General features: G+C 65.0%; 23 protein-coding genes, 1 tRNA gene, 1 pseudogene and 1 riboswitch. Of the genes and pseudogenes, 8 read left to right on the top strand and 17 right to left on the bottom strand.

The annotated features are described in order from the left end of the window. Position 1 precedes the first annotated feature (1 nt). From ACTTAI_RS01255 to ACTTAI_RS01245, 3 genes are read right to left on the bottom strand one after another with little or no spacing between them, the layout of a single operon-like run. Positions 2-847 carry a heme/hemin ABC transporter substrate-binding protein gene (locus tag ACTTAI_RS01255; protein ID WP_444455682.1) on the bottom strand — a complete coding sequence of 282 codons (846 nt, stop codon included), beginning with the start codon at positions 845-847 and terminating at the stop codon, positions 2-4. Beyond that, a complete protein-coding gene (locus ACTTAI_RS01250) occupies positions 847-1,896 on the bottom strand; it encodes a hemin-degrading factor (protein WP_444453660.1) in 1,050 nt (349 codons plus the stop codon). The genes ACTTAI_RS01255 and ACTTAI_RS01250 overlap by 1 nt, the downstream gene beginning before the upstream one ends. Before the next feature lie 21 nt (positions 1,897-1,917). After that, entirely contained in the window at positions 1,918-3,921 is a 2,004-nt protein-coding gene (locus tag ACTTAI_RS01245) for a TonB-dependent receptor domain-containing protein (protein ID WP_444453658.1), read from the bottom strand. A 194-nt stretch (positions 3,922-4,115) separates the two neighbouring features. Here ACTTAI_RS01245 and ACTTAI_RS01240 point away from each other — a divergent pair, with 194 nt between their 5' ends. Continuing rightward, positions 4,116-4,439 (top strand): antibiotic biosynthesis monooxygenase family protein, encoded by a 324-nt coding sequence (locus ACTTAI_RS01240; RefSeq protein WP_444453656.1) that lies wholly within the window; start codon positions 4,116-4,118, stop codon positions 4,437-4,439. A gap of 7 nt (positions 4,440-4,446) precedes the next feature. Here ACTTAI_RS01240 and ACTTAI_RS01235 read toward each other — a convergent pair whose 3' ends face one another. The 4 genes from ACTTAI_RS01235 to ACTTAI_RS01220 all read right to left on the bottom strand — a co-directional run bounded on the left by ACTTAI_RS01235 (position 4,447) and on the right by ACTTAI_RS01220 (position 8,767). Next, positions 4,447-5,250 (bottom strand): energy transducer TonB family protein, encoded by an 804-nt coding sequence (locus tag ACTTAI_RS01235; RefSeq protein ID WP_444453655.1) that lies wholly within the window; start codon positions 5,248-5,250, stop codon positions 4,447-4,449. Further along, positions 5,247-5,666, bottom strand: coding sequence for a TonB system transport protein ExbD (gene exbD, locus ACTTAI_RS01230; RefSeq protein ID WP_444453653.1), 420 nt, complete (start codon positions 5,664-5,666; stop codon positions 5,247-5,249). Before exbD ends, ACTTAI_RS01235 begins: the two co-directional genes overlap by 4 nt. After that, the gene (gene exbB / locus ACTTAI_RS01225) at positions 5,666-6,451 is read right to left on the bottom strand and encodes a tonB-system energizer ExbB (protein WP_444453651.1); all 786 of its coding nucleotides are present in this window, start codon (positions 6,449-6,451) and stop codon (positions 5,666-5,668) included. Before exbB ends, exbD begins: the two co-directional genes overlap by 1 nt. 111 nt (positions 6,452-6,562) lie before the next feature. After that, complete coding sequence (locus ACTTAI_RS01220) at positions 6,563-8,767, bottom strand: heavy metal translocating P-type ATPase (protein ID WP_444453650.1); 2,205 nt, start codon at positions 8,765-8,767, stop codon at positions 6,563-6,565. 92 nt (positions 8,768-8,859) lie between these two features. On the opposite strand from ACTTAI_RS01220, the gene ACTTAI_RS01215 reads away from it, so the two are divergent. Beyond that, positions 8,860-9,300 (top strand): MerR family transcriptional regulator, encoded by a 441-nt coding sequence (locus ACTTAI_RS01215; protein WP_444453648.1) that lies wholly within the window; start codon positions 8,860-8,862, stop codon positions 9,298-9,300. 8 nt (positions 9,301-9,308) lie between these two features. Here ACTTAI_RS01215 and ACTTAI_RS01210 read toward each other — a convergent pair whose 3' ends face one another. The 10 genes from ACTTAI_RS01210 to ACTTAI_RS01165 all read right to left on the bottom strand — a co-directional run bounded on the left by ACTTAI_RS01210 (position 9,309) and on the right by ACTTAI_RS01165 (position 17,059). Then, positions 9,309-9,656 (bottom strand): hypothetical protein, encoded by a 348-nt coding sequence (locus tag ACTTAI_RS01210; protein WP_444453646.1) that lies wholly within the window; start codon positions 9,654-9,656, stop codon positions 9,309-9,311. Further along, the gene (locus ACTTAI_RS01205) at positions 9,649-10,002 is read right to left on the bottom strand and encodes a cysteine-rich small domain-containing protein (RefSeq protein ID WP_444453644.1); all 354 of its coding nucleotides are present in this window, start codon (positions 10,000-10,002) and stop codon (positions 9,649-9,651) included. Before ACTTAI_RS01205 ends, ACTTAI_RS01210 begins: the two co-directional genes overlap by 8 nt. Positions 10,003-10,087: 85 nt before the next feature. Next, positions 10,088-10,285: riboswitch (cobalamin riboswitch) on the bottom strand. Positions 10,286-10,372: 87 nt separating this feature from the next. Continuing rightward, positions 10,373-10,449: transfer RNA gene (locus tag ACTTAI_RS01200), tRNA-Pro, on the bottom strand. A 57-nt stretch (positions 10,450-10,506) separates the two neighbouring features. Then, positions 10,507-11,475, bottom strand: coding sequence for a DMT family transporter (locus ACTTAI_RS01195; RefSeq protein WP_444453643.1), 969 nt, complete (start codon positions 11,473-11,475; stop codon positions 10,507-10,509). A gap of 113 nt (positions 11,476-11,588) precedes the next feature. Continuing rightward, positions 11,589-12,698 carry a 3-isopropylmalate dehydrogenase gene (leuB, locus tag ACTTAI_RS01190; RefSeq protein WP_444453641.1) on the bottom strand — a complete coding sequence of 370 codons (1,110 nt, stop codon included), beginning with the start codon at positions 12,696-12,698 and terminating at the stop codon, positions 11,589-11,591. 69 nt (positions 12,699-12,767) lie between these two features. Continuing rightward, a complete protein-coding gene (locus ACTTAI_RS01185; RefSeq protein WP_444453639.1) occupies positions 12,768-13,871 on the bottom strand; it encodes an endonuclease/exonuclease/phosphatase family protein in 1,104 nt (367 codons plus the stop codon). Further along, the gene (locus ACTTAI_RS01180; RefSeq protein WP_444453637.1) at positions 13,757-14,584 is read right to left on the bottom strand and encodes a hypothetical protein; all 828 of its coding nucleotides are present in this window, start codon (positions 14,582-14,584) and stop codon (positions 13,757-13,759) included. Before ACTTAI_RS01180 ends, ACTTAI_RS01185 begins: the two co-directional genes overlap by 115 nt. A 267-nt stretch (positions 14,585-14,851) precedes the next feature. Beyond that, positions 14,852-15,457 carry a 3-isopropylmalate dehydratase small subunit gene (gene leuD, locus ACTTAI_RS01175; RefSeq protein ID WP_444453635.1) on the bottom strand — a complete coding sequence of 202 codons (606 nt, stop codon included), beginning with the start codon at positions 15,455-15,457 and terminating at the stop codon, positions 14,852-14,854. 12 nt (positions 15,458-15,469) lie between these two features. Beyond that, entirely contained in the window at positions 15,470-16,876 is a 1,407-nt protein-coding gene (leuC, locus tag ACTTAI_RS01170; protein WP_444453634.1) for a 3-isopropylmalate dehydratase large subunit, read from the bottom strand. Between the two features lie 78 nt (positions 16,877-16,954). Continuing rightward, positions 16,955-17,059: an isopropylmalate isomerase gene (locus ACTTAI_RS01165; RefSeq protein ID WP_444453632.1), complete on the bottom strand. Its 105-nt coding sequence runs from the start codon at positions 17,057-17,059 to the stop codon at positions 16,955-16,957. 96 nt (positions 17,060-17,155) lie between these two features. Here ACTTAI_RS01165 and rsfS point away from each other — a divergent pair, with 96 nt between their 5' ends. The 6 genes and pseudogenes from rsfS (at position 17,156) to ACTTAI_RS01135 (ending at position 22,763) form a co-directional block, all read left to right on the top strand. Next, a complete protein-coding gene (gene rsfS / locus ACTTAI_RS01160; protein ID WP_444453630.1) occupies positions 17,156-17,632 on the top strand; it encodes a ribosome silencing factor in 477 nt (158 codons plus the stop codon). 23 nt (positions 17,633-17,655) lie between these two features. Further along, complete coding sequence (gene rlmH, locus ACTTAI_RS01155) at positions 17,656-18,123, top strand: 23S rRNA (pseudouridine(1915)-N(3))-methyltransferase RlmH (protein ID WP_444453628.1); 468 nt, start codon at positions 17,656-17,658, stop codon at positions 18,121-18,123. A 65-nt stretch (positions 18,124-18,188) separates the two neighbouring features. Next, on the top strand, positions 18,189-19,709 hold the full coding sequence (gene gpmI / locus ACTTAI_RS01150; protein WP_444453626.1) for a 2,3-bisphosphoglycerate-independent phosphoglycerate mutase: 1,521 nt from the start codon (positions 18,189-18,191) through the stop codon (positions 19,707-19,709). Continuing rightward, positions 19,706-20,852 (top strand): annotated as a pseudogene (locus tag ACTTAI_RS01145) (murein hydrolase activator EnvC family protein). The gene gpmI and the pseudogene ACTTAI_RS01145 overlap by 4 nt, the downstream one beginning before the upstream one ends. 2 nt (positions 20,853-20,854) lie before the next feature. Then, the gene (locus tag ACTTAI_RS01140; protein WP_444453625.1) at positions 20,855-22,231 is read left to right on the top strand and encodes a S41 family peptidase; all 1,377 of its coding nucleotides are present in this window, start codon (positions 20,855-20,857) and stop codon (positions 22,229-22,231) included. A 43-nt stretch (positions 22,232-22,274) separates the two neighbouring features. Further along, positions 22,275-22,763: an RNA pyrophosphohydrolase gene (locus ACTTAI_RS01135; RefSeq protein ID WP_444453624.1), complete on the top strand. Its 489-nt coding sequence runs from the start codon at positions 22,275-22,277 to the stop codon at positions 22,761-22,763. Position 22,764 lies beyond the last annotated feature (1 nt).

Genomic DNA, 22,764 nt, shown 5'->3' with positions numbered 1-22,764 from the left:
GTTACGGCGCCTTGGGGTAAAGGGCGGCATGCAGGGCGGTCACCGCCTCGGCGGTGCGGGGACCAAAGCCCAGAAGGAACATCCCATCCATCCGCACGACCCGACCCGCCTGCCCGGCCGGGGTCGCGGCCAGCGCCGGATGGGTGGCAACTTCCGCCGCACCATGGCCGCCCGCATCTTCCCCGGTCCGCGCCATCATCAGGATCACTTCGGGCGCAGCCGCGGCAATCGCCTCGTCGCCAAGCGCCTTGTAGCCCTCGAAGCCGGTCAGGGCATTCTGCCCGCCCGCCAAGGTGATCATCGCCTCGGCCGAGGTGCCCGTCCCCGCGCCGGTCAGCCGACCACCGGCATTCGACAGAATGAACAACACCCGCGGTTTCGGCCCGGTGTCCCGCGCAACCTGCGTCAGAGCCGCCGTCATCTCGGCCTCAAGACGGGAGGCCAGAGCCTCGCCCTTTTCCGCCACACCCAGCGCCCCGGCCACGGTGCGCACCTTGGTCAGGACGGCCTCGGGCGTGTGGCCTTCGGGCACGGGAACAAGCTTCACCCCAGTTTCGCGCAGGGTCTCGAGCGTTTCCGGCGGGCCGGCGCCCGCGGTCAGCAAGATCAGATCCGGCGCGACCGAAAGCACGCCTTCGGGCGAAAGCGCACGCATGTAGCCCACATCGGGCAGCGCAGTGACCGCAGCCGGATAGGTCGAGGTGGTGTCGCGCCCGACGAGCCGTCCCTCCTCGCCCAGCGCGGCGACAACCTCGGTCACGCCGCCGCCGATCGACAGAACTCGATCCTGCGCGGCCAGACCGCCCGGCAACGCGGCAAGCAGCGCCGCAAACAGAATCCGCCGCATCATTCCGCCGCCTCCGCCACGGGAGCATCCGGCAGTTCGGCGACCAGAGTGTTCCACTCGGCCACCGCCTGCGCCCCCGCCCGCAGCACACCGAAGATCTGCGCGATCAGCATGCCCTGCGCGTCGAAGAACTCCACCGAATGGGCCGGACCGCGGGCAGTGTTCTTCACCACGGCATAGATTTCCGCGATCTCGTCCATGCGCAGATGCAGATCGAAGCCGTGATCGAACAGCGTGATCCAGGGCCCGGCATCGCCGACCTTGCCCACCGGGCCGGTGTGGATTTCGATGCAACCCATGTTGCCGACGAAGATCATGATCGGCACCTCGATTTCGGCGGCGCGATACAGCAGCCGCTCGACCGAGCCTGGGGCGAGTCGGCGCACGAAGGGTGCCCCCGCCAGCCGATAAGCACCAAGCCGGTTCATCTTCAGCTTGGCGCAAAGCCGCAAGAACTGGTGCGTGTCCTCGAGCGCTGCCCAGCCTGCGCGCAGCTCGGCCAGCTTTGCCGGATTGATCTTGGCCACCTCGGGCGGACGCCGCGCAGACAGGTTCAGCGCCGCGCTTTGATCCACCAGCCGCAGATCGTCGATCAGCGGTTGCCAGTGGCTTGCATCGCTGCCCGGGCGCAGATGCACCTTGTGCACGGCATCCCCCGCCGCATCGAAGAATTGCAGCGAGCGTCGCATGCCCTTCTCTGTCTCTTCCTCCAGCGCAAAGCCATGCACCCACTGCGCGGGAAAGATCCGCAGGTCGATTTCCTCGTTCACCACCAGCGCCGCATGCGGACCGGGGCGGTAATCGTCATAGACACCGACCTTTTCGATCACGCAGGCGTCGTTGCGGGTCAGCGCCATCAGCGGCCCGAAGGCGGTCAGGCGCGGCATCACCAGATCGGGCGTGGCGGCGATCCGCGTGGCGCCAAACCCCACCAGAGCGGCGCAGATTTCGGCCTCGGCGACGCCCAGCTGGGCGGCCAGATCGCGGGCATGCAGGCGGCGATCCAGCGCACGGGCCTTGCGAATGTCTTCGGGGCTGAGCGTCGTCATGGGCTCTCCTTTCAGGTGGGATCAGAAACGGATCGAGGTGCCGATGTGCAGGGTGCGGCCCTGCCCGTTCTCGGTGGCGCTGGCCGAAAGCCAGGGCGCGTAAACCTCGTCGAAGACGTTGGTGACCTTGGCGTAAATCACCGCGTCTTCGGTCAGCTCGTAGCTTGCGAACAGGTCGACCAGCTCGTAGCTGTCATCCTTCTGATAGGGTGTGGAGGTGTAGGCGTCGGTAAAAGGCCCCCCCGAGACATAGGTGTATTGCGCTCCCACCGTCAGCCGATCCGCCATGAAATCGCGCGAGAGCCGCAGCGAGACCGTGTCATCGGGCAGATATTGCCCCGCGCCCAGACCGGGGGTCTGACTCGGCAGATGACTGGAATTGTGGGTATAGCTCAGCCCCAGATCGAAGGCGCGATGTGCGTAGTTCAGTTCGATCTCGACGCCTTCGGTCTTGGTCTTGCCATCGACATTGACGAAGGCGGCGCCGGTCTGGCCGAAGGCATTGGTGAAGGTGAAATCGGTGACGACGTAATTGTCGACATCCATGTTGTAGTAATTCACCCGGCCGGTCAGCCGGTCGCCCGCCGCGAAAAGCCCCTCGCGGTCGAGATTGAAGCCAAGTTCGACCCCCTGTTCCGTCTCTGCCTCAAGCTCGGGGTTGGCGATCATGCCGATGCCGCCGCCCGGATGACTGCCGCCCAGCATTGTTTCCTGCAAGGTCGGCGAGCGCATCGCCCGCGACAGCGTCGCATAGGGCTGGAACCAGTCGGTCAGCTGATAGGCCAGTGTCAGCTTCGGATCGAGCGAGGTGTTGTCGATATCGATCGTCCCCTGCGAGGCCGCGCCGTCGAGGGTATAGGAGTTCGCCCGCAGCCCCGCGGTGATCTCCCACTTGTCCTTGACGAAGACATTCTCCGAAAAGGCCGAAAGCCGCCGCGCCTTGCCGGTGGTCGGGTTAACGCCGCCCAGAGTTCCGTCCAGACTGTCCTGCGACGCTTCGATCCCGTTCGCACTGGTCAGCGACCAGGCTCCGAAGCTCAGTTCCGAGGTGTTCGTCACATCAAAGCCGCGCGTCGTCGTGGACATGTTGCGCCCGACATACGCCGCACTGGAGGAAAGGCCGCGCAGCCAGTCGGTCTCGGTCTTGCCGACATAGGCATTCACCCGCAGATCGACCAGCGCCGATCCCGGGTCGTAATGATAACCAAGCTTCGCCACATCGTTCGTCAGGTTCTGGAAGTAGCTCGTGGCAAAGAAATCGGTGTCGTAGCGCATCAGCGAGAAGGTCAGCCGCTGCGTCTCGGTCAGGTCATACCCAAGTTTCACCAACGCCGAAGAAATGTCGGTGCCAGTATTGGCAACTTCGGCGCCGTCGCCATCCTCGTAGCTGCCGCCGGTGTGACGGCTGATCGCCGCCAGCGCATCGAACCGCCCCGCCTTCAGCGCCGCCGCAGCCATGCCAGAAGTGGTGTCGCCGTTCGAGGCGTGGTCAAGCCGCACCAGACCGCCCTGCCCCTGCCCGTCCTTCAGCACATCGCCCACTTCGAGCGTGCGGAAATTTACCGACCCGGCGATGCCGGAACCACCGAGCCCGGTCACCGGGCCGCGGGTGATGTCGATGCCTGACAGCAGGTTTTCATCAACGAAGACATAGCCCTGCGCCGCATGGCCGGTCAGGCGATAGGTCTGCGGCACGCCATCGAGCGACATCGCCACCCGGCCCGAGCCCTCGAACCCGCGGATGTTCACCGCAACGCCCGGGTTGCCCGGATCCTTTTGCGTGAAGACCGAGGTCTGCGTCCGCAACAGCCCATCCACATCGGTTGTGCTTTGCGCTCCGCGCAAATCGTCGCCATCCAGATGCGTGCCGTTTTCCCCGGCAAAGATCGGCGAGCCGTCTTCGGCATAGCCGATCACGATCTGGCCCAGCCAAGTCGTCTCTGCCGTCTCTTCGGCGCTCAGAGGTTGGCAAAGGGCGGTGGTGCAAAACAGAAAAGCGGCCAGATGCCGCGATGCGAGGCGCATGGAGATCTCCCAGTCGAAACAGGTGTCGGCTTCGCTGGCGAGTGCTGGCATGTCGTCCGTTGCGGGGGATCATCTATTTCTGATTTTATTTGTCAAGAATATATTTTCACTTGCCCGAACTGTCCTCGCCCCTACAGTTCGTGCAGCCAGCCATCGCGGCCAGCCATTCCCGCTGCGACCTGAAAGGATGTTCGATGTTCCTTGCGATGAACCGCTTCACCGTTCCACTTGAAAACGCTGCCGATTTCGAGGCGCTCTGGCTTGGCCGAGACAGTCGGCTGCACGAGCTGCCAGGTTTTGTCGAATTCCACATGCTGCGCGGCCCCGAGGCCGAGGATGGCACCCGGCTTTACGCCTCGCATACGGTCTGGGAGAACGAGGAAGCTTTTCGCAACTGGACGACCTCGCCACAGTTCCGCGAGGCCCATGCCCGCGCGGGCGATACCCGCAAGCTGCATGCCGGGGCACCACGGTTCGAGGGGTTCACCTCGATTCAGGTCAAGACCCGGCAGGGCTGAGGCCGGATCAGCGACTGAACTTGACGGCGACGGAAAAGGTGTAGCTCGATTTCGTCAATTCGGTCGGTGCGGCGGGGAATTTCCCCGCCTTGCGCACCGCCGCCAGCGCCGCAGCGTCCAGCGCAGCATGGCCGGAGGAGCGGTTGACCGAGGCTGCCTGCAGCGTGCCATCACGGCCAACGCGCAGCGCCAACCCGACCGATCCGGACGCCCGGCCCGCCGCGGACGGATAGCTCTTGCGCCGCTCGATGCGGGTGCGGATCGTCGCCCCCCATTTGGAAAGCAGGCTTTTCGTCGTGCCCGCCGAGACCGTCGCCTGCGCTTCGGCACCGCCCGTGCCCGCCTGCGCCGCTCCGCCCGATCCCGCCGCGCGCGAGGCGGCCCGGCTTTCGCTTTGCTCCTTGGCGGGCTTTGCCTGTTTCGGCTTCTCGACCTTTTCGCGCCGCACCGGTTTCGGTTTCGGCGGCGCGGGTTTGGGCTTTTCCACCGCGATCTTCGGCGGCTCGGGGGGCAAAAGCACCGGATCGGGCAACCTGACCTGCGGAATGTCGATCACTGGCGCCGTCAGCGGCAGCGCCATCTCGGGCTCCGGCAAGCGGATCTCGGGCGCGAGATCAACAAAGGTCGCGGCGATCGCCTCGATGCTTTCAAGCTCTTCCCCGCCCGCGCCCGCCGCAACGAGCGCCGAGGGCGCCGCCTCGGTCTGTGAAAGCACCGTCACGGCAAGGCCATGGACAACGACCGAAACGACCAGACCCAGCAGCAGCGCCCGGCCGGGGCCTTCGGGACGGTCGGACAGGGCAAGGCTCACGGCGTCGCCTCTTCCAGACCGACAAGACCGATCTTCAGATAACCGCCGGCGCGCAGCTGGTTCAAAAGCCCCATCATCTCGCCGTAGGGCACGGATTTGTCAGCCGAAACAAAGATCCGCGTGTCGAGCTTGCCGCCGGTCGCCTCGGCCAGCCGCGCGGGCAGATCGGTGGGCGTCACGGGATCGCGGCCGAGCAGCAGGCCCTTGTCCGGGGTCAGGCTCAGCACCACAGGTTCGGGCGGACGCGGCTGCGGGGTGCCGCTGGCCACCGGCAGATCAAGCGGCACATCAACGGTCGAGAGCGGCGCCGCCACCATGAAAATGATCAGCAGGACCAGCATCACGTCGATGAAGGGTGTGATGTTGATCGCGGCCTCGGGGGCGAGATCCTCGCCGTCGGAAAGCCGGACCGCCATTATTCCGCCACCAGATGCAGCGGCGTGACCGTGGGCGTCAGCCGCGCCCGATCAAGATCACGCGAGAGCGTGCGTTCCACCAAAGCCGCCGCATCGGCAAGGCAGGCACGATAGCCGCCGACCGCGCGGGTCAGGTGGTTGTAAAGGAGCACGGCGGGAATCGCGGCCACCAGACCGAGCGCCGTGGCCATCAGCGCCTCGGCGATGCCCGGGGCGACGACGGCAAGGCTCGATGAGCCACTTTCCGCAATGCCGACAAAGGCGTTCATGATCCCCCAGACCGTGCCGAACAGACCGACGAAAGGCGCAGTCGAGCCGATCGAGCCAACGGCAGTCACCCCCGATTGCAGCCTGCGCGCCGCTCCCGCCTCGATCCGGGCAAGGTCGATGGCCACGCGTTCCTTGATCCCCGCATCGGGCAATCCTTCCGAAGCGCGGATCTCGGCCTGCGCGGCCGCCTGCATGCGATCCAAAGGCCCCCGGCGCAGGGAAGCGCCAAGGCTGCCACGCGCCGCAAGCGCCCGATAGTCGCGGCCAAGGCGGTGTTTCGCGAGCGTCAGCTGCACCAGCTTGCCCACCCAGATCGCCCAGGCCAGAACCGAGGCCGCAAGCAGACCCAGCATCACTGCCTTCACCAGCGCGTCGGCATGGGCGAACATCGCAAGCGGCGTCAGCGCCTCGGAGACCGCCGCGGCGCGCAGGGACTCGGCAAGGCTCGACAGGCCAAGATGCTCAAGGGCCTGAATCAGCACATCATCGGCGGGCACGGGAGTGGCGGGGAGCATGGCAGACCTCGATGACGGAAGGGGCGATGGACTCACCAACCCCGAGTATTTATGTCGGACATCCTTAAGGGCAACTTAGTGTTTTTGTCAACTTCGTCTCGGCAGCAAGGATCACCTCTCGTTCAAAGGGTCGAATCGCAAGAGCCGCAGCGCATTGGCGGTGACAAGGACGGTGGCACCGGTATCGGCCAGGACCGCCAGCCAGAGCCCGGTCAGACCCAGAACCGAGGTGACAAGGAAGACCCCCTTCAGCCCGAGCGCGATTGCCACGTTTTGCCGGATGTTGCGCATCGTCTGCCGCGACAGCCGGATCAGCGCGGGCACATCGGTCAGGCGGTCGTGCAGCAAAACCGCATCGGCGGTCTCGATCGCCACATCGGTTCCCGCGCCGATCGCCACGCCGACATCCGCCGCCCCCAGCGCGGGCGCGTCGTTGATGCCGTCGCCGACCATCATCACCCCGCCCTTGGCGCCAAGGCTGCGGATGCGGGCCAGCTTGTCCTCGGGCAGAAGCCCGGCCTCCACCGCAAGACCGAGCGGCCCGGCCACCGCCTGCGCCGGAGCCAGCGCGTCGCCCGTCAGCATCAGTTTGCCAAGACCAAGCCGGTCAAGCTCTGCCAGCGCGGTTTTCGCCTCGGGGCGCAGCGTGTCAGAAAGCGCGATGAGGCCAAGCGGCTGACCATCGCGGGTCAGTTCGACCACCGTCTTGCCAGTTGCCTGCAAGGTGGCCACGGCGGCGCTTGCGCCTGTCGGTGCCGCGAGGCGCAGCATGGCCCCCTCGCACATAGCCTCGGCGCCGATCCCGGGGATGACGCGGGCCGCGGTAACGGCGGCGGGGGCAATCCCCCTGCCCTTCGCCTCACTCAGAATCGCGCGGGCCAGCGGATGCGAGGATCCCACTTCGACCCCGGCGGCAAGCTGCAGAAGCACCGTCGCCTCGATGCCCTCGGCGGGCAACAGATCAGTCACCGCGGGACGGCCCAGCGTGACGGTGCCGGTCTTGTCGAAGGCGATCGTGCGCAGCCCTGCCATCGCCTCGATCACCGCGCCGCCCTTGACCAGAAGGCCGCGCCGCGCCCCCGAGGACAGAGCCGCCGCCATCGCCGCGGGCACGGAAATCACCAGCGCGCAGGGGCAGCCGATCAGCAGCAGCGCGAGCGCGCGATAGGTCCAGTCAGCCCAGGCCCCGCCCGCCAGCAGCGGCGGCAGCACCGCGACCAGCGCCGCAAGGCCGACGATCAGCGGCATGTACCAGCGGCTGAAACGTTCGATGAACCGCTCGACCGGGGCGCGGGCGGCTTCGGCCTCGGCCACCATCCGGGCGATCCGGGCCAGCGTGCTGTCGGCGGCGGAATGGGTCACGCGCAGGGTGAGGAGTGCCTCGGCATTGATCGCCCCGGCGGGCACCTTTGCCCCCGGCCCGCGCGTCACCGGCAGGCTTTCCCCGGTCACCGCACTTTCATCAAGGCGCGACACGCCGTCGACGATCTCGGCATCGACGGCCAGCCGGTCGCCCGGCCGTAGCCGGATGATCTGCCCCGGCCGCAGGCTGGAGGCCGCGACCTCATGCGTATGGCCGCCATGATCCAGAAGCGCCGTCGCGGGCATCTGCCGGGTCAGGGCGCGGATGCCGTCGCGGGCGCGATTGGCGGCGACGCCCTCCAGCACCTCGCCCACAGCAAAGAGAAAGACCACCATCGCCGCCTCGGCCGCAGCGCCGATCACCAGCGCGCCGAGGGCTGCGACGGTCATCAGCATCTCGATGGTGAAGGGCTGACCACTGCGCAACAGCGCCCAGGCCTTGCGGGCGATCGGGATCAACCCGACGAGACAGGCCAGCGAAAAGACCGGACGTTCAAGACCCGGCAGCAGGATCGACACGGCCCAGCCGAGCGCAAGCGCCGCGCCGGAAGCGAGCACCAATCGCCCTTTCGGCTGGTGATACCAGCGCGGCGTTGCGGTCGGTTCGACGGCGGTTTCCTGCACCACGGCTTCGGGCTCCGGCGTCTCGGCCCCGCCACAGCCGCAACTGCCGCAGCCACAGCTCGACTCGCCCGGCATCACGAAACGCGGCGGCGCCTTTTGCGCCGCGCGACTGATGGTGAAACCAAGCCGCTTGACGGCTTGCTCGACCTCTGCGGCACCGGCGCCCTCGGGGCTGAGCCGCGCCGTGAGCCGCTCAGACATCAGCGCGATCTCCACCGCTTCGACACCCGGCAGGCGTTCCACCGCCGTGCGGACCTTGCCCGCACAGGCGGCGCAATCCATGCCGCCGACCTGCCACTCGACCGATTCACCCCGGGAATGCGCTGTCATCTCATCCTCTTGCCGCTTCATCGCCCGGTCACTTGCCGGGGCCCAGCTTCCTGCCTAATCTCTCTAGTCACTAGAGGGGCAAGGGGGTTTTCATGCTGACAATCGGAAAGCTGTCCGAGGCGACCGGGGTCAAGGTGCCAACGATCCGGTATTATGAAGAGATCGGCCTGATGCCCGAGCCCGAGCGCAGCGCCGCCAATCAGCGGCTTTACGGCACGGCGGCGAAGCGGCGGCTGGCCTTCATCCGCCATGCCCGCGACCTTGGCTTCCCGCTTGAGGCAATCCGCGATTTGCTGTCGCTCTCCGATCACCCCGATCAATCCTGCGCCGGGGTGGATGCGCTGGCGCGGGCGCAGCTGACCGCCGTGCAGTCGCGGATCGCGCGGCTGCGGGCGCTGGAAGACGAGCTGACGCGGATGATCGGGTCCTGCGCGCAGGGGACGGTCTCCACCTGCCGGGTGATCGAGGTGCTGGGCGATCACGGGCTTTGCGCGCATGACCACCACGGCGATCCGCTGACCGAGAGCGCGTGACCCCCGCCTCACTGCACCACCACCGCGCCGGTCATGATCTCTGCTGCGACGGTGACGCTTTCGCCCGCGCCCGTGCCAAGCAGCGCGGCAATCGGCACATCGGGGGCGACATCGCCCCACAGCCATGTCGCGTCGGCAGTGGCTCGCCAGACCGCCGGGCAGACCTGCCCGTTGCAGATCAGGCTGGCCGAGCCGACGAGTTCGAACTCTGCACCGACCGGCGCAAGCGCGATGGCGGCGCCGAGACGGGTGAGGAACGCGATCCCGGGGGCGCAGGCCGGGTTGCCATGGCGGCAGGCGGTGCAGCGCAGGATCCGCTGCGGGCGCATCCGGGGAGGAGAGCCGCCATCAGCCATGATGACCCTGCCCCTCTGCCAGCACGGGTTTCGGGCGCGGCGTCGGCGGATCGGTTTGCGGCTTGCCCGACCAGGGCTGCGGATATTCGAGCCATTTCTGGATGAAGTTCCACGACTGCTCGTAGCCGTCATGCGGCAGGGTGCAGGCGGAACAATCCTTGCGCGTCAGCCCGTTGCGGTCGGTGTAGGTCTGATAGGGACCGGGACATTCGTAGCCGATCAGCGGGCAGTAGCAAAACAGGCAGTTGAAGGCCCGCTTCACCCCCGGATGGCACGGCAGAAAGGGGCAGTTCGCATTGGTGAAACCCTTGAAGGCCTCGTTCGTGGTCGTGTCTTTCGGCTCCATACCCTGTCCTTGGCAGTGGGCCGGAAAGCGGTAAGGGGACAGGCCCCGGACAAGCCGAAGCACCCTGCCTCCGGGCCCGCCGCCCGGGATGGTCGATGGCCTGGCAGGTCTCCTGGCTTGCGGCTCGGACGCCCGCAGCGCCTTCCCGATGCCCGGATCACCGGGCCGTCAGTGGCAGTGCTTTGGGCTCACCGCTTACAGTTGCGGGGGCAGCGCCGGACTTGCACCGGCTTCCCTCTTCGTCCGCGGGATCAGCCGCGGAACCAAGGCAAGGCGAAGATGCGCGCTTGCCCGGCGGGTGTCAATTCCCCACGAACGCCCCAAGGGCGCCCCGAGGGGCACATTCATTTTTATTTTCAGGGGGATTTCATGGTCGGAGCGAGAGGATTCGAACCTCCGACCCCCTGCTCCCGAAGCAGGTGCGCTACCAGGCTGCGCTACGCTCCGACCGTGTGGGCGGGAGTTACCGAACCCCGAAGGTATTTGCAAGGGGGATTCGTGCGGCTATCTGCGCGTTCCCGAATTCAATGCGCGCTGCAGGATCGAGGCGCGGGGTGTGGTGACGGTTTCGGTGCGGCCGCGGGTCTGCAGAACCGGGGTGTTTTGCGACACATCCGCGGTGCTTTCGCGCCAGACGATGTAAAGCCCCGAGGCGATCACCACCCCGGCGCCCACCAGCGTCTGGGTGTCGACCTTTTCGTGAAACAGCACCCAGCCGAAGAACACCGCCCAGAGAATCTGCGAATATTGCATGGGGGCAACGATCACCGCCTCGCCGATGCGATAGGCCAGAATGCTGAGGAAGGCCGCGACCAGCCCGAACAGCGCCACCACCGACATCAGGCCAAGGTCGTGCAGTTGCAGCGGCACCCAGACGAAGGGCAGCGCCGCCCCCATGGCCAGGAAGTTGCCCAGAAGCGGCGAGAGCAGCAGCACGACCGAGCGTTCCTCGTTGCCGATCTTGCGCACGATCACCGAAGCCAGCGCCCCGCAGAAGGCGGCGAAGGCTGCGGCCAAATGCCCGAGGCCAAGGTCGGCCTGCCCCGGCCGCACGACAATAATGACACCGATCAACCCGATCACGACGGCAGCCCAGCGGTGCCAGCCGACGCGCTCGCCCAAGATCGGAATCGCCATGATCGTCAAAAGCAGCGGCATGGCGAACAGCAGCGGATAGACCTGCGCCAGCGGCAGATGCGCAAAAGCATAAAAGGCGCTGACCGAGGTGGCGACGGTGGCAATCGCGCGCAAGATCACCCAGAACGGCCGCACCGGGCGCAGACTGCCCGCCCGCGGATCGCGCAGCAGAATCACCGTGAGCAACGGAAAGCTGAGCAACGCGGCGAAGAAGATGATCTGCACCGCGGAATAGGTGTAGCCGAGTTGCTTCACCACCGCGTCATGCGTCGCATAGATCGCCATCGACAGAAGCCCGAGACCGGCCCCTTTCGCGTTCTGCTTTCCCAAATGCATGGATGTCCTCCGTTACCGCCGACAATCGCGCCGATATGTCGCGGATGCAAGCGGTGGCAATGAAAACGGCGCGAGGTGGTTACCCCGCGCCGTCTTGTCATCAGCGCAAGCGATCAGAGGCTGGCGTTCAGCGCGTCGAGGATCTTGTCGCCCATCTCGGTGGTCGAGACCGGCTTGCCGCCTTCGGGGCCCATCAGATCGCCGGTGCGGACACCATCGGCCAGAACTTTCTCGATCGCTTTTTCCAGACGGGTCGCTTCGTCGCCCTGATCGAAGCTGTAGCGCAGCGCCATCGCAAACGAGAGGATGCAGGCGATCGGGTTCGCCTTGCCCTGCCCCGCGATATCGGGCGCCGAGCCGTGCACGGGCTCGTACATCGCCTTCGGACGGCCATTCGCCATCGGCGCGCCAAGGCTGGCCGAGGGCAGCATGCCCAGCGAGCCGGTCAGCATCGCGGCGCAATCCGAGAGCACGTCGCCGAACAGGTTGTCGGTCACGATCACGTCGAACTGCTTCGGCCGGCGCACCAGCTGCATGGCGCCGTTGTCGGCATACATGTGGCTCAGCTCGACATCCGGATATTCGTTGTCATGCACCCATTGCACTTCTTCGCGCCACAGGATGCCCGATTCCATCACGTTGGCCTTCTCCATCGAGCAGACCTTGTTGCCCCGACGACGGGCCAGTTCAAAGGCCGAGCGCGCGACGCGGCGGATTTCCTCGGTCGTGTAGACTTGGGTGTTGATGCCGACGCGCGAGCCATCGGGCTGGGTGGTGATGCCGCGCGGCGTGCCGAAATAGACGCCCGAGGTCAGTTCGCGTACGATCATGATATCAAGACCGGCAACGACATCCTTTTTCAGCGAGGAGAAATCGGCCAGCGCGTCGAAGCACTGCGCCGGGCGCAGGTTGGCGTAGAGGTCCATTTCCTTGCGCAGACGCAGCAGGCCGCGCTCCGGCTTCACCGAGAAGTCGAGCACGTCGTATTTCGGCCCGCCGACGGCGCCCAGAAGCACGGCATCGACTTCCTGCGCCTTCGCCATCGTCGCATCGGCGAGCGGCACGCCGTGAACGTCATAGGCGGCACCGCCGACCAGATCTTCGCTGACGTCGAAGGCAAGCCCGCGCTTGTCCCCATACCACGAAATGATCTTCTTCACTTCGGCCATGACTTCGGGGCCGATGCCGTCACCGGCAAGGATGAGAAGGGAAGGGTTGGCCATCGTTTTCTCCAACGGAACAAGGGTTGCAAGCGGCCTAGCCGAGGGCCGGGGCGGGGTCAAGCGCGGGTCTCAGGGCAGTGCCAGATCGACCCACACAAGACGGTGTTTGCTGGCCTGCGGATTGCCCGCCGTGCCCGCGCCCAGAACCTTCAGCCCGGCGGCAGGCAGGATGTAATCAAGCCGCAGCGGGCCGATGGCGCCGCCGAAATCGGCGGTCGCAAGCGGGTGGCCCGAGGGGGCCTCCGGGGCAGTCGGTTTCGGGTCCTGCAGCCGGGGATCGGCAAGAAGCTTTCGCATCGCCTCGTGCCGCCCCTCGCCGCGGTCGGGATCAAGGTTGGCAAGGCCAAGGATCGCGAAAGGCGCAGTCGGCTGTTGCGGCAGATTGCCGTTCAGATAGCGCAGCCAGAACCCGGTTTCATCCGCATTGCGGCGACCGTTGCGATCTTCGGGCCCGTCGAAGACCGGGGTCGTCGCGGCATAGGCCCACAGATGCAGCTCCCCTGCCCCGGTTTGAACCGGCACATCCCAGAACGCCGTCGTGGCAAGGCGCTGCACATCCGCTGCGCCCTGAGGCAGCTGCGCCTGCGGCAGTTGCGATCCGGGCAGATCACGCCAGAGAAAGGTCGAAAAATCCCGTGCCTGATCGGCGCGGATCGGCCGCGTCGAGAGCAAGGCCATGCCATGCTGGCCGGTGAATTGCCCGTAGCCCTGCGCATCGCGGGGCTCGGCCATCCGCCCGTTGCCGTCGATGTCGAAGCCGGTCTCGACGCCGGTATTCGGCTGCGGCGCGAAGGCGAAGGGGTAATCACGCCCCCGCTTCGCCAGTTGCCCCTGCAGCGCGCCGAGCGCCTCTGCCCGGTAGTCCCAGTCGAAATCGGTCAGAAGCAGAACATCGGGCTTCGCTGCAACGATCAGATCGACGACGGCGCTGATCTGCGGATCCTCGCCCTTTTGCAGCGCCGCCAGAAGAAGGCCGGGACCGGGCCGGGACAGCGCGGGGGAAAATGTCGCCAGCCGCAGCGTGTCGGCTGCGGCCGGAAAGCCAAGGAAAAGCGCGATCAGACCAGTTGAAACTCTGCCAGCCCCGAAGCGCGACGTTTTTCCTCGATCATGTTCGCCACCCGGCCCATCGCGATGCCGCGCATGAACAGGCTGGCCGGAAGGAAGGCCCATGCTGTCACCGTCCAGATCATCGTATGCGGCGATTCGAGCGAGACCGGAGAAAAGCCCGAGGAAATCGCCTTGATCACCGCCGGGATAACGAAGGGCAAAAGGAAGCCCAGCGCAATGTTGAACCAGGCGTCGCGACGCAGACGCTCGACCACGTCCCCGCCCGCGGTCGGGTCGAAGGTCGGCAGGTTGACCCAGACGTTGAAGCTTTGCCCCGAGGTCGGCCAGCCCAGCGCACGGATCACCACGACGAAATACCCAAGCGTGATCAGCGAGGTCATGTAGGCGATGCCGCCTGCGGTGCGGACGATCTCGACCTGCTCGCTTGAGGCGTTGGCCGGCAGCATCAGAACCAGCAAGCGCACCGGCGAATAGGGCACATCGATCGAGCGCGCCATCGCCGAGCCCAGAACATCGACAAAGAGCGTCAACGTCGAGGGCTCGGTCCGGGCCATCACCACCATCGAGAGCAGACCCACCGTCGCGACCAGCGAGGCATAGCGGATGCGGTTGAAGGGCGGGGCATCGCGGAACTCGATCAGGCCCGGATAGACCGAGGCATATTCGAAGAAGGTCAGCGTCGCGGCAAAGATACCCACCAGCGCCACGATCTGGCCAGTGTCATCGCTGACAGACGGAAGCAGAAGCGACGGCATGGCGATGGCCGCAATGACCAGAATTGCCCGCACCAAAGCTCCCAGATAACGTGCCACCACGATACTGCCCTTTGCCTTTGCCGGTCCCGATACGCTGCCGGAACCATGCCAATCGTTTCCGCCAATTGTGGCGAACTGCCTCATTCTTGCCATGAAATTGCCCTGTTTCACCGTGAGTGGCAACGGATGCTTAACGTCTCAGTTAACAATCGGCCGATTTGTGGGAAAAACTGGTGCGCGATTGCATCAATTTCGGTGCAAAAATAAGGCCGCCCAGTGGGCGGCCCTTCATCTTGTGTTTCAAGGGGTTGGACCCCACTAAAGGGCTCAGACCCAGGGACGAGCCTGCGCCGATTGCGACTCGAAGCTGTCGATCGCCGCAGCTTTTTCCAGCGTCAGCCCGATATCGTCGAGGCCATTCAGCAGGCAGTGCTTCTTGAAAGCATCGACCTCGAATTTGATCACCTGACCGTCCGAGGTGGTGATCTCCTGCGCTTCAAGGTCGATGGTCATCCGGGCATTCTCGCCACGGTCGGCATCCTTCATCAGCACGTCGACCTGTTCTTGCGGCAGAACAATCGGCAGCATCCCGTTCTTGAACGAGTTGTTGAAGAAGATGTCCGCAAACGAGGTCGAGACGATCACCTTGATGCCGAAATCGGCGAGCGCCCAGGGGGCATGTTCGCGCGACGAGCCGCAGCCGAAGTTGTCGCCCGCGATCAGGATTTCCGTCTTGCGGTATTGCGGCTTGTTCAGCACGAAATCGGGGATCTCGTTGCCCGCGCGGTCATAGCGCATCTCGTCGAAGGCATGCACGCCCAGGCCGGTGCGCTTGATCGTCTTCAGGAACCCTTTCGGGATGATCATGTCGGTGTCGATATTGACGAGCGGCATGGGGGCGGCGATGCCGGTGAATTTTTCGAACTTTTTCATCGCAGTGCCCTCTCAGATCAATTCACGCACATCGGTCAGGTGACCGGTCAGGGCCGCGGCGGCGGCCATTTCCGGGCTGACGAGGTGGGTCCGGCCCTTGTAGCCCTGACGGCCCTCGAAGTTACGGTTCGAGGTCGAGGCGCAGCGCTCATATTCGCCGAGCTGGTCGGGGTTCATCGCCAGACACATCGAGCAGCCGGCCAGACGCCATTCGAAGCCGGCGTCGATAAAGATCTGGGCGATGCCCTCTTCCTCCGCCTGATGCCGCACGAGGCCCGAACCCGGAACCACCATCGCCCGCATGCCGGGCTTGATCTTCTTGCCTTCGACGATCTTCGCCGCGGCGCGCAGGTCTTCGATACGGCCGTTGGTGCACGAGCCGATGAAGACGGTGTCGATGGCGATATCGGTCAGTTTCTGACCCGGGGTCAGACCCATGTAGTCGAGCGAACGCTTGACCGCCTCGACCTTGCCGCCGGTGAAATCCTCGGGCGCGGGAACCACGGCCGAAATCGGCAGCACGTCCTCGGGCGAGGTGCCCCAGGTGACGACGGGCTCGATATCCTCGCCGCGAATGGTCACGACCTTGTCGAAATGCGCGCCTTCATCGGTGAAAAGGGTCTTCCACCAATTCAGCGCCGCTTCCCACTGCGCGCCTTTCGGCGCATGGGCACGACCGCGGACATACTCGAAGGTGGTTTCATCGGGCGCAATCAGACCGGCGCGGGCGCCGCCCTCGATCGCCATGTTGCAGACCGTCATCCGGCCTTCCATCGACAGCGAGCGGATCGCCTCGCCGCAATACTCGATCACATGGCCGGTGCCGCCCGCGGTGCCGGTGAGGCCGATCACGGCGAGCGTGATGTCCTTGGCGGTCACGCCCGGCTTCAGCTTGCCGGTGATTTCCACCTTCATGTTCTTGGATTTCTTCTGGATCAGCGTTTGCGTCGCCAGAACGTGCTCGACTTCCGAGGTGCCGATGCCATGCGCCAGCGCACCAAAGGCGCCATGCGTCGCGGTGTGGCTGTCGCCGCAGACGACGGTCATGCCCGGCAGCGTCCAGCCCTGTTCCGGGCCGACGATATGCACGATGCCCTGACGAATGTCGGTCACCGGATAGTAATGGATGCCGAAATCGCGGGCGTTCTTGTCGAGCGCCTCGACCTGAATCCGGCTTTCCTCGTTTTCGATGTGCTTGTCACGGCCCTCGGTGGTGGGGACGTTGTGATCCGGCACGGCGATGGTCTTTTCCGGGCAACGGACCTTGCGACCGGTCATGCGCAGACCTTCAAAGGCCTGGGGCGAGGTCACTTCATGGACCAGATGGCGGTCGATATAGAGCAGGCAGGTGCCATCGGCGTCTTCACTGACGACATGGGCATCCCAGATCTTGTCATAGAGGGTCTTCGGAGCGGACATGGCTCTCTCTTTGGATAGCTGAGGAAGATCAATGGCCGAAACGGCCGGACAGACAGGGGCGAAGCCCCCGCGCCAACGTCAAAGTCGGGCGAGGATGGAACGGCTTTCGCCGTAGAAGCGTTCCCGAAGCCGGGCGCGATCGTCCATGTCGAAGATGCGGATCATGGCCCGGATATAGGCCAAGGGCACCCTTGACGCAAGGAATTTGGCCGTGATCCGCCGCCCTTTGCCACGGCTACACCAATTCTGTCGCCCATCGGTTGAGATTTCGCGCCCGCAATGTTAGTTTGGGCTTCGACCTGGCGCCCGGGGTTAGTGGCGTGTGGAGTTTCGGAGGACAATGTCCTGTCTCATCTCAATGCCGCGCCCGTCGCTTCGGGTGCACCGGTGGCAGCCATGACCATGAACGTCACGGATGCCGAAACGAGCGATCAGGTGCTGGCGCTCGTGCTTTCTTCCCTTGACGATGACAAGGCGGAAGAGATCGTTTCGATCGACCTGCGCGGTCGGTCCTCGATTGCCGATCACATGGTGATCTGCTCGGGCCGGTCGTCGCGTCAGGTCGGCGCCATCGCCGAAAAGCTGACCGAGCGTCTGAAGGAAGCCTTCGGCCGCACCTGCAAGATCGAGGGCAAGGATCAGGGCGACTGGGTTCTGATCGACGCCACCGATGTGATCGTGCATGTTTTCCGCCCGGAAGTGCGCGAGTTCTATCAGCTCGAAAAGATGTGGATGCCGACCGGCGCCAAGGTCTGATCACGACCTGAAAGGGGCGGCGCATGAAGGTGACCATCTGCGCGGTGGGCAAGCTGCGCAAGGGCCCCGAGCTGGATCTGATCACGGATTATCTGGACCGCTTCGGCAAGGCCGGGCGGTCTTTCGGTCTTGGTCCGGCCACAATTCTTGAGGTCGAGGACAAGCGCAATCTGGGCATGGACGCCGAGGCGGCACTGCTGGAACGCGCGGTTCCCGCCGGATCGGTGCTGATCACGATGGACGAGCGCGGGGATGTGGTGTCTTCGCCCGAGTTTGCCGCGCGCCTCGGCGGCTGGCGCGACGCGGCGCGCGATGTGACCTTTGTGATCGGCGGGGCGGACGGGATTGCACCTGCGCTGCGGGCGAAAGCTGACTGGTCGCTCAGTTTTGGCAAGATGGTCTGGCCGCATATGCTGGTGCGGGTGATGCTGGCAGAGCAGCTGTACCGCGCCGGGCAAATTCTGGCGGGCACGCCCTATCACCGGGTTTGACCCTGCCGAACTTGCCGTTTCAACACGGGCAGCGTAGGAAGGGGCAAATTCGTCAGGAGGCGCTCATGACCCGTCCGAAACCCGTTGTTCTGTGCATTCTCGATGGCTGGGGCGAGCGCGCCGAAACCGAGGGCAACGCGCCGAAACTGGCCCATACGCCGAACCTTGACCGGGTCTTTGCGACCTGCCCGAAATCGACGCTGATCACGCATGGCAATGATGTCGGTCTGCCCACGGGGCAGATGGGGAACTCGGAAGTTGGGCACACCAACATCGGCGCCGGGCGCGTCGTGGCGATGGATCTGGGGCAGATCGATCTGGCGATCGAGGATGGCAGCTTCTTCCAGAACGCGCCGATCCTTGAATTCATTGAAAAAGTGAAGACCGCGGGGGGCCGCGCGCATCTGATGGGCGTCGTGTCCGATGGCGGCGTACATGGCCACATCGAGCACGTTCTGGCCGCCTGCAAGATGATTGCCGGGGCAGGGGTACCGGTCGTGCTGCATGCGATCACCGATGGCCGCGACGTGGCGCCGGATTCTTCGGCCCGGTTCGTCGACGATCTGTGCAAGCGTTTGCCCGCGGGCTGCACTGTCGCCACGGTGATCGGCCGCTATTGGGCGATGGACCGCGACAACCGCTGGGAACGCGTCGGCACCGCCTTTGATGCGATCGTGAAAGGGCAGGGGTTCACCGCGGCCACTCCGGCCGAAGCCGTGGCGCAAAGCTATGCCAAGGGCGAGATGGACGAGTTCATCAAGCCGACCGTGATCGCGGGCTATACCGGCACCGCGGACAACGACGGCTTCTTCTGCCTGAACTTCCGCGCCGACCGGGCGCGGGAAATCCTGCGCACGCTCGGCGAGCCGGGCTTTGCCGAATTCGACGTCTCGGCCCGGCCGCACTGGTCGGCGATGCTCGGCATGGTCGAATATTCGGTTGGCCATAACGCCTACATGACCGCCGCTTACCCCAAGCGCGATATCGTCAACACGCTTGGCGAATGGGTTTCAAAACAAGGGCTTACGCAGTTCCATCTGGCCGAAACAGAGAAATATCCGCATGTGACCTTCTTCCTCAATGGCGGCAAGGAAGCGCCCTGGGCGGGCGAGGATCGCTACATGCCAAAATCGCCGAAAGTGGCGACCTATGACCTGCAACCTGAGATGTCGGCCCCCGAGGTCACCGATCATTTCGTGGCTGCGATCGAAAAGGGCTATGACCTGATCATCGTCAACTATGCCAACCCGGACATGGTCGGCCATACCGGCAGCCTTCCCGCCGCGATCAAGGCCTGCGAGGAAATCGACCGCGATCTGGGCCGGGTTCTGGCGGCGCTGGAAAAGGCCGGGGGCGCGATGATCATCACCGCCGATCACGGCAACTGCGAAACGATGATCGACCCGGTGACGGGCGGGCCGCACACGGCGCACACGACGAACCTTGTGCCGGTGACGCTGGTCGGCGGCCCGGCGGGGGCGCGGCTGCATCCGGGGCGGTTGTCCGATCTGGCGCCGACGCTGCTGGATCTGATGCAACTCCCCGTGCCGCAGGAAATGACCGGCAAGACGCTGATCGACAGATGATCCGTCAGGCGGTCGTTGCCTTGCTGTTTTCGGCGGGGGCGGCCTTGGCCAGCCCCGCCGGTGACGTTGCACAGAAGGCCGCCGAGGATCTGCGCGCCTCGATCGAGGCGCTGGATGCCGCGCAGACCAAGGCCGACCGGGTGGCGGCGCTGACGCAGACGATTTCGGCTTATGAAACGGGCCTTGGCGCGCTGCGCGACGGGCTGCGCCGGGCCTCGGTCCGCGAGGCCGAGATCCGCGCGAAATTCGAGGCGAAACGCGAAGATATCGGCCGGCTTCTGGGTGTGATGAGCACGATGAGCAGCACCGAAGGGCCGCTTTTTGCTGCTGCATCCCTCGGGGCCCTTGGGCACCGCGCGCTCGGGCATGATGCTGGGCGCGGTGACGCCCGCGCTTCAGGCCGAAGCGGAAAAGATGCGCACCGATCTGGTCGAGATTCAGGAACTGCGCACCGTGCAGGGCAACGCCGAAAAGGTGCTCGAAACCGGGCTGAGCTCGGTGCAGGCCGCCCGCACGGCGCTGTCGAAGGCGATGGCGGATCGCTCGAAACTGCCCAAGCGCTACATGGAAGAGCCCGAAGAGCTGCGCGAGCTGGTCGAAAGCGTCGATACGCTGGAGGGGTTCGCCTCGGGTCTGGCCGATCTGGAAGGCGATATCGGCCCGCCGCTGGCCGATTTCACCGAAGCCAAGGGCGATCTGCCGATGCCGGTTCTGGGCACGGTGCTGCGCAAGTTCAACGAGGCCGATGCAGCGGGGATCCGTCGTCCGGGGTTGGTGGTGGCCACCGCGCCCGCGGCGCTGGTGACGACGCCCTGGCCCGCCACGATCCGCTATCGCGGCCCGCTTCTCGACTACGGAAATGTGATGATCCTCGAACCCGCGGAAGGCTATCTTCTGGTTCTGGCGGGGCTGGGCAGCGTCTATGGTGAGACCGGAGACGTGCTTGCGGCGGGGGCTCCGGTCGGTCTGATGGGCGGGCGCGAACCCGGAGCACAGGAATTCGGCGAGGATTTCGTGAAGAACGCGCAGATGGGGAGTGGCGCCACGCGCTCGGAAACGCTTTATATCGAGTTGAGGAAGGGCAAGAAGCCCGTGGACCCCGCGCCATGGTTCACCCCGACGAAAGACCAGAACAAGGGCTGAAAATGAAGAAATTCGTCATTGCCGCACTGGGCGGAACGATCGCCGGGACATTGCTCTCGGTGCAGGTGGCGCCGCTGCTGGCGGAAGAGACGTCGAAACCGGCCTCGGTCTATCAGGAGCTGGATCTGTTTGGCGATGTGTTCAAGCGCATCCGCAGCGATTACGTCGAGCAGGTGGACGACAAGAAGCTGATCGAAGCCGCGATCAACGGGATGCTGTCCTCGCTTGATCCGCATTCGAGCTACATGCCCGCCGATGAATACGACGACATGAAGGTGCAGACGCGCGGCTCGTTCGGCGGTCTGGGCATCGAAGTGACGATGGAAAACGGCGCGGTCAAGGTCGTGTCGCCGATGGACGGGACGCCCGCCGCGGCGGCCGGCATTCAGTCGGGCGATTTCATCACCCATGTGAACGGCGAGAGCCTGATGGGGCTGACGCTGGATGACGCCGTCGACAAGATGCGCGGCCCGGTCGGCAGCGAAGTGACGCTGAAGATCGTCCGCGAAGGCAAGACCGAGCCCTTTGACGTGGCCCTGACGCGCGACACGATCAAGCTGACTGCGGTGAAGGGACGGCTTGAAGCGAATACCGCCGTTCTGCGCATCACCACCTTCAACGACCAGACCTTCCCGAACCTGCAGGAGAGCCTGAAGAAGGTCGCCGATGAGGCGGGCGGGATCGACAAGCTGAACGGTGTCGTGCTGGACCTGCGCAACAACCCCGGTGGTCTGCTGACGCAGGCGATCGCGGTTTCGGATGCGTTCCTCGACAAGGGCGAGATCGTTTCAACCCGCGGCCGCAAGTCCGAGGACAGCGAGCGGTTCAATGCCACCCCGGGCGATCTGGTGAATGGCAAGCCGATCGTGGTGCTGATCAACGGCGGCTCCGCCTCGGCCTCGGAAATCGTCACCGGGGCGCTGCAGGATCACCACCGCGCCATCGTGGTAGGGACGAAGAGCTTCGGCAAGGGCTCGGTGCAGACGGTCATTCCGGTGCAGAACGAAGGCGCGATGCGGCTGACCACCTCGCGCTACTACACGCCCTCGGGGCGGTCGATTCAGGCGCTGGGGATTGCCCCCGATATCGTCGTGCCGCAGCCGCCGGAAGCGCCGGATGCCGACAAGACCGCCGAGGACACGCCGGAAACCCGGTCGGAAGCGGATCTGCGCGGCGTGCTGTCGAACGACTCGATGACCGAGGACGAGAAGAAGCAGGCCGAGGAAGAGCGCAGCAAGGCCGAAGAGGCCGCGAAACTGCGGCTCGAGGACTTCCAGCTGGCCTATGCGATCGACATCATCAAGGGGCTGGCCGTTGCCGGTCAGACGCTGGTGCCGGTGGACGATCCCAGAGCCGCGGCCAAACCCGCGAAACCGTAACAAGACCGGGGGCCGAAAGGCCCCCTTTCTACACGAGGATGAAATGACCCCCGAAGAGCTTGCCGCGCTGCCCTATCGCAAGAATGTCGGCCTTGTGCTGATCAATTCCGAAGGCCTGATCTTTGCCGGTCAGCGCATCGACAATCCGGGCAACGCCTGGCAGATGCCGCAAGGGGGCATCGACGCGGGCGAGCGACCAAAGGAAGCCGCGCTGCGCGAATTGGAGGAAGAAACCGGGGTTCGCGCGGATCTGGTCGAGAAGATCGCCAAGACCGAGGATTGGCTGATCTATGACCTGCCCGAGGATCTGATCGGCACTATCTGGGGCGGCAAATACCGCGGCCAGAAGCAGAAATGGTTCCTGTTCCGCTTTCTGGGCCAGGACAGCGATGTGAATATCGCGACCGAACATCCGGAATTTTCGGTCTGGCGCTGGATGGAGCCAGCCGAGCTGGTGGAAAAGATCGTGCCCTTCAAACGCGCGGTCTATGAACAGGTGTTCGACACCTTCGCCGAACACCTGAAGAAATGAT

This window comes from Rhodobacter capsulatus (assembly GCF_052363175.1).
GTDB lineage: Bacteria > Pseudomonadota > Alphaproteobacteria > Rhodobacterales > Rhodobacteraceae > Rhodobacter > Rhodobacter capsulatus_D.
This window is presented reverse-complemented; position numbering and strand designations above follow the sequence as displayed.

Excerpts from the sequence above, each read along its gene's own strand:
- ACTTAI_RS01250 (WP_444453660.1), bottom strand. The coding sequence starts at position 1,896 with ATGACGACGCTCAGCCCCGAAGACATTCGCAAGGCCCGTGCGCTGGAT.
- ACTTAI_RS01185 (WP_444453639.1), bottom strand. The coding sequence starts at position 13,871 with ATGGGCCTTCCTTCCGGCCAGCCTGTTCATGCGCGGCATCGCGATGGG.
- ACTTAI_RS01215 (WP_444453648.1), top strand. The coding sequence starts at position 8,860 with ATGCTGACAATCGGAAAGCTGTCCGAGGCGACCGGGGTCAAGGTGCCA.
- ACTTAI_RS01135 (WP_444453624.1), top strand. The coding sequence starts at position 22,275 with ATGACCCCCGAAGAGCTTGCCGCGCTGCCCTATCGCAAGAATGTCGGC.
- gpmI (WP_444453626.1), top strand. The coding sequence starts at position 18,189 with ATGACCCGTCCGAAACCCGTTGTTCTGTGCATTCTCGATGGCTGGGGC.
- leuB (WP_444453641.1), bottom strand. The coding sequence starts at position 12,698 with ATGGCCAACCCTTCCCTTCTCATCCTTGCCGGTGACGGCATCGGCCCC.
- ACTTAI_RS01140 (WP_444453625.1), top strand. The coding sequence starts at position 20,855 with ATGAAGAAATTCGTCATTGCCGCACTGGGCGGAACGATCGCCGGGACA.
- exbD (WP_444453653.1), bottom strand. The coding sequence starts at position 5,666 with ATGGCGGTCCGGCTTTCCGACGGCGAGGATCTCGCCCCCGAGGCCGCG.
- ACTTAI_RS01245 (WP_444453658.1), bottom strand. The coding sequence starts at position 3,921 with ATGCGCCTCGCATCGCGGCATCTGGCCGCTTTTCTGTTTTGCACCACC.
- ACTTAI_RS01240 (WP_444453656.1), top strand. The coding sequence starts at position 4,116 with ATGTTCCTTGCGATGAACCGCTTCACCGTTCCACTTGAAAACGCTGCC.
- leuC (WP_444453634.1), bottom strand. The coding sequence starts at position 16,876 with ATGTCCGCTCCGAAGACCCTCTATGACAAGATCTGGGATGCCCATGTC.
- ACTTAI_RS01195 (WP_444453643.1), bottom strand. The coding sequence starts at position 11,475 with ATGCATTTGGGAAAGCAGAACGCGAAAGGGGCCGGTCTCGGGCTTCTG.
- ACTTAI_RS01255 (WP_444455682.1), bottom strand. The coding sequence starts at position 847 with ATGCGGCGGATTCTGTTTGCGGCGCTGCTTGCCGCGTTGCCGGGCGGT.
- rsfS (WP_444453630.1), top strand. The coding sequence starts at position 17,156 with ATGTTAGTTTGGGCTTCGACCTGGCGCCCGGGGTTAGTGGCGTGTGGA.
- exbB (WP_444453651.1), bottom strand. The coding sequence starts at position 6,451 with ATGCTCCCCGCCACTCCCGTGCCCGCCGATGATGTGCTGATTCAGGCC.
- ACTTAI_RS01220 (WP_444453650.1), bottom strand. The coding sequence starts at position 8,767 with ATGACAGCGCATTCCCGGGGTGAATCGGTCGAGTGGCAGGTCGGCGGC.
- ACTTAI_RS01205 (WP_444453644.1), bottom strand. The coding sequence starts at position 10,002 with ATGGAGCCGAAAGACACGACCACGAACGAGGCCTTCAAGGGTTTCACC.
- leuD (WP_444453635.1), bottom strand. The coding sequence starts at position 15,457 with ATGAAAAAGTTCGAAAAATTCACCGGCATCGCCGCCCCCATGCCGCTC.
- rlmH (WP_444453628.1), top strand. The coding sequence starts at position 17,656 with ATGAAGGTGACCATCTGCGCGGTGGGCAAGCTGCGCAAGGGCCCCGAG.
- ACTTAI_RS01210 (WP_444453646.1), bottom strand. The coding sequence starts at position 9,656 with ATGGCTGATGGCGGCTCTCCTCCCCGGATGCGCCCGCAGCGGATCCTG.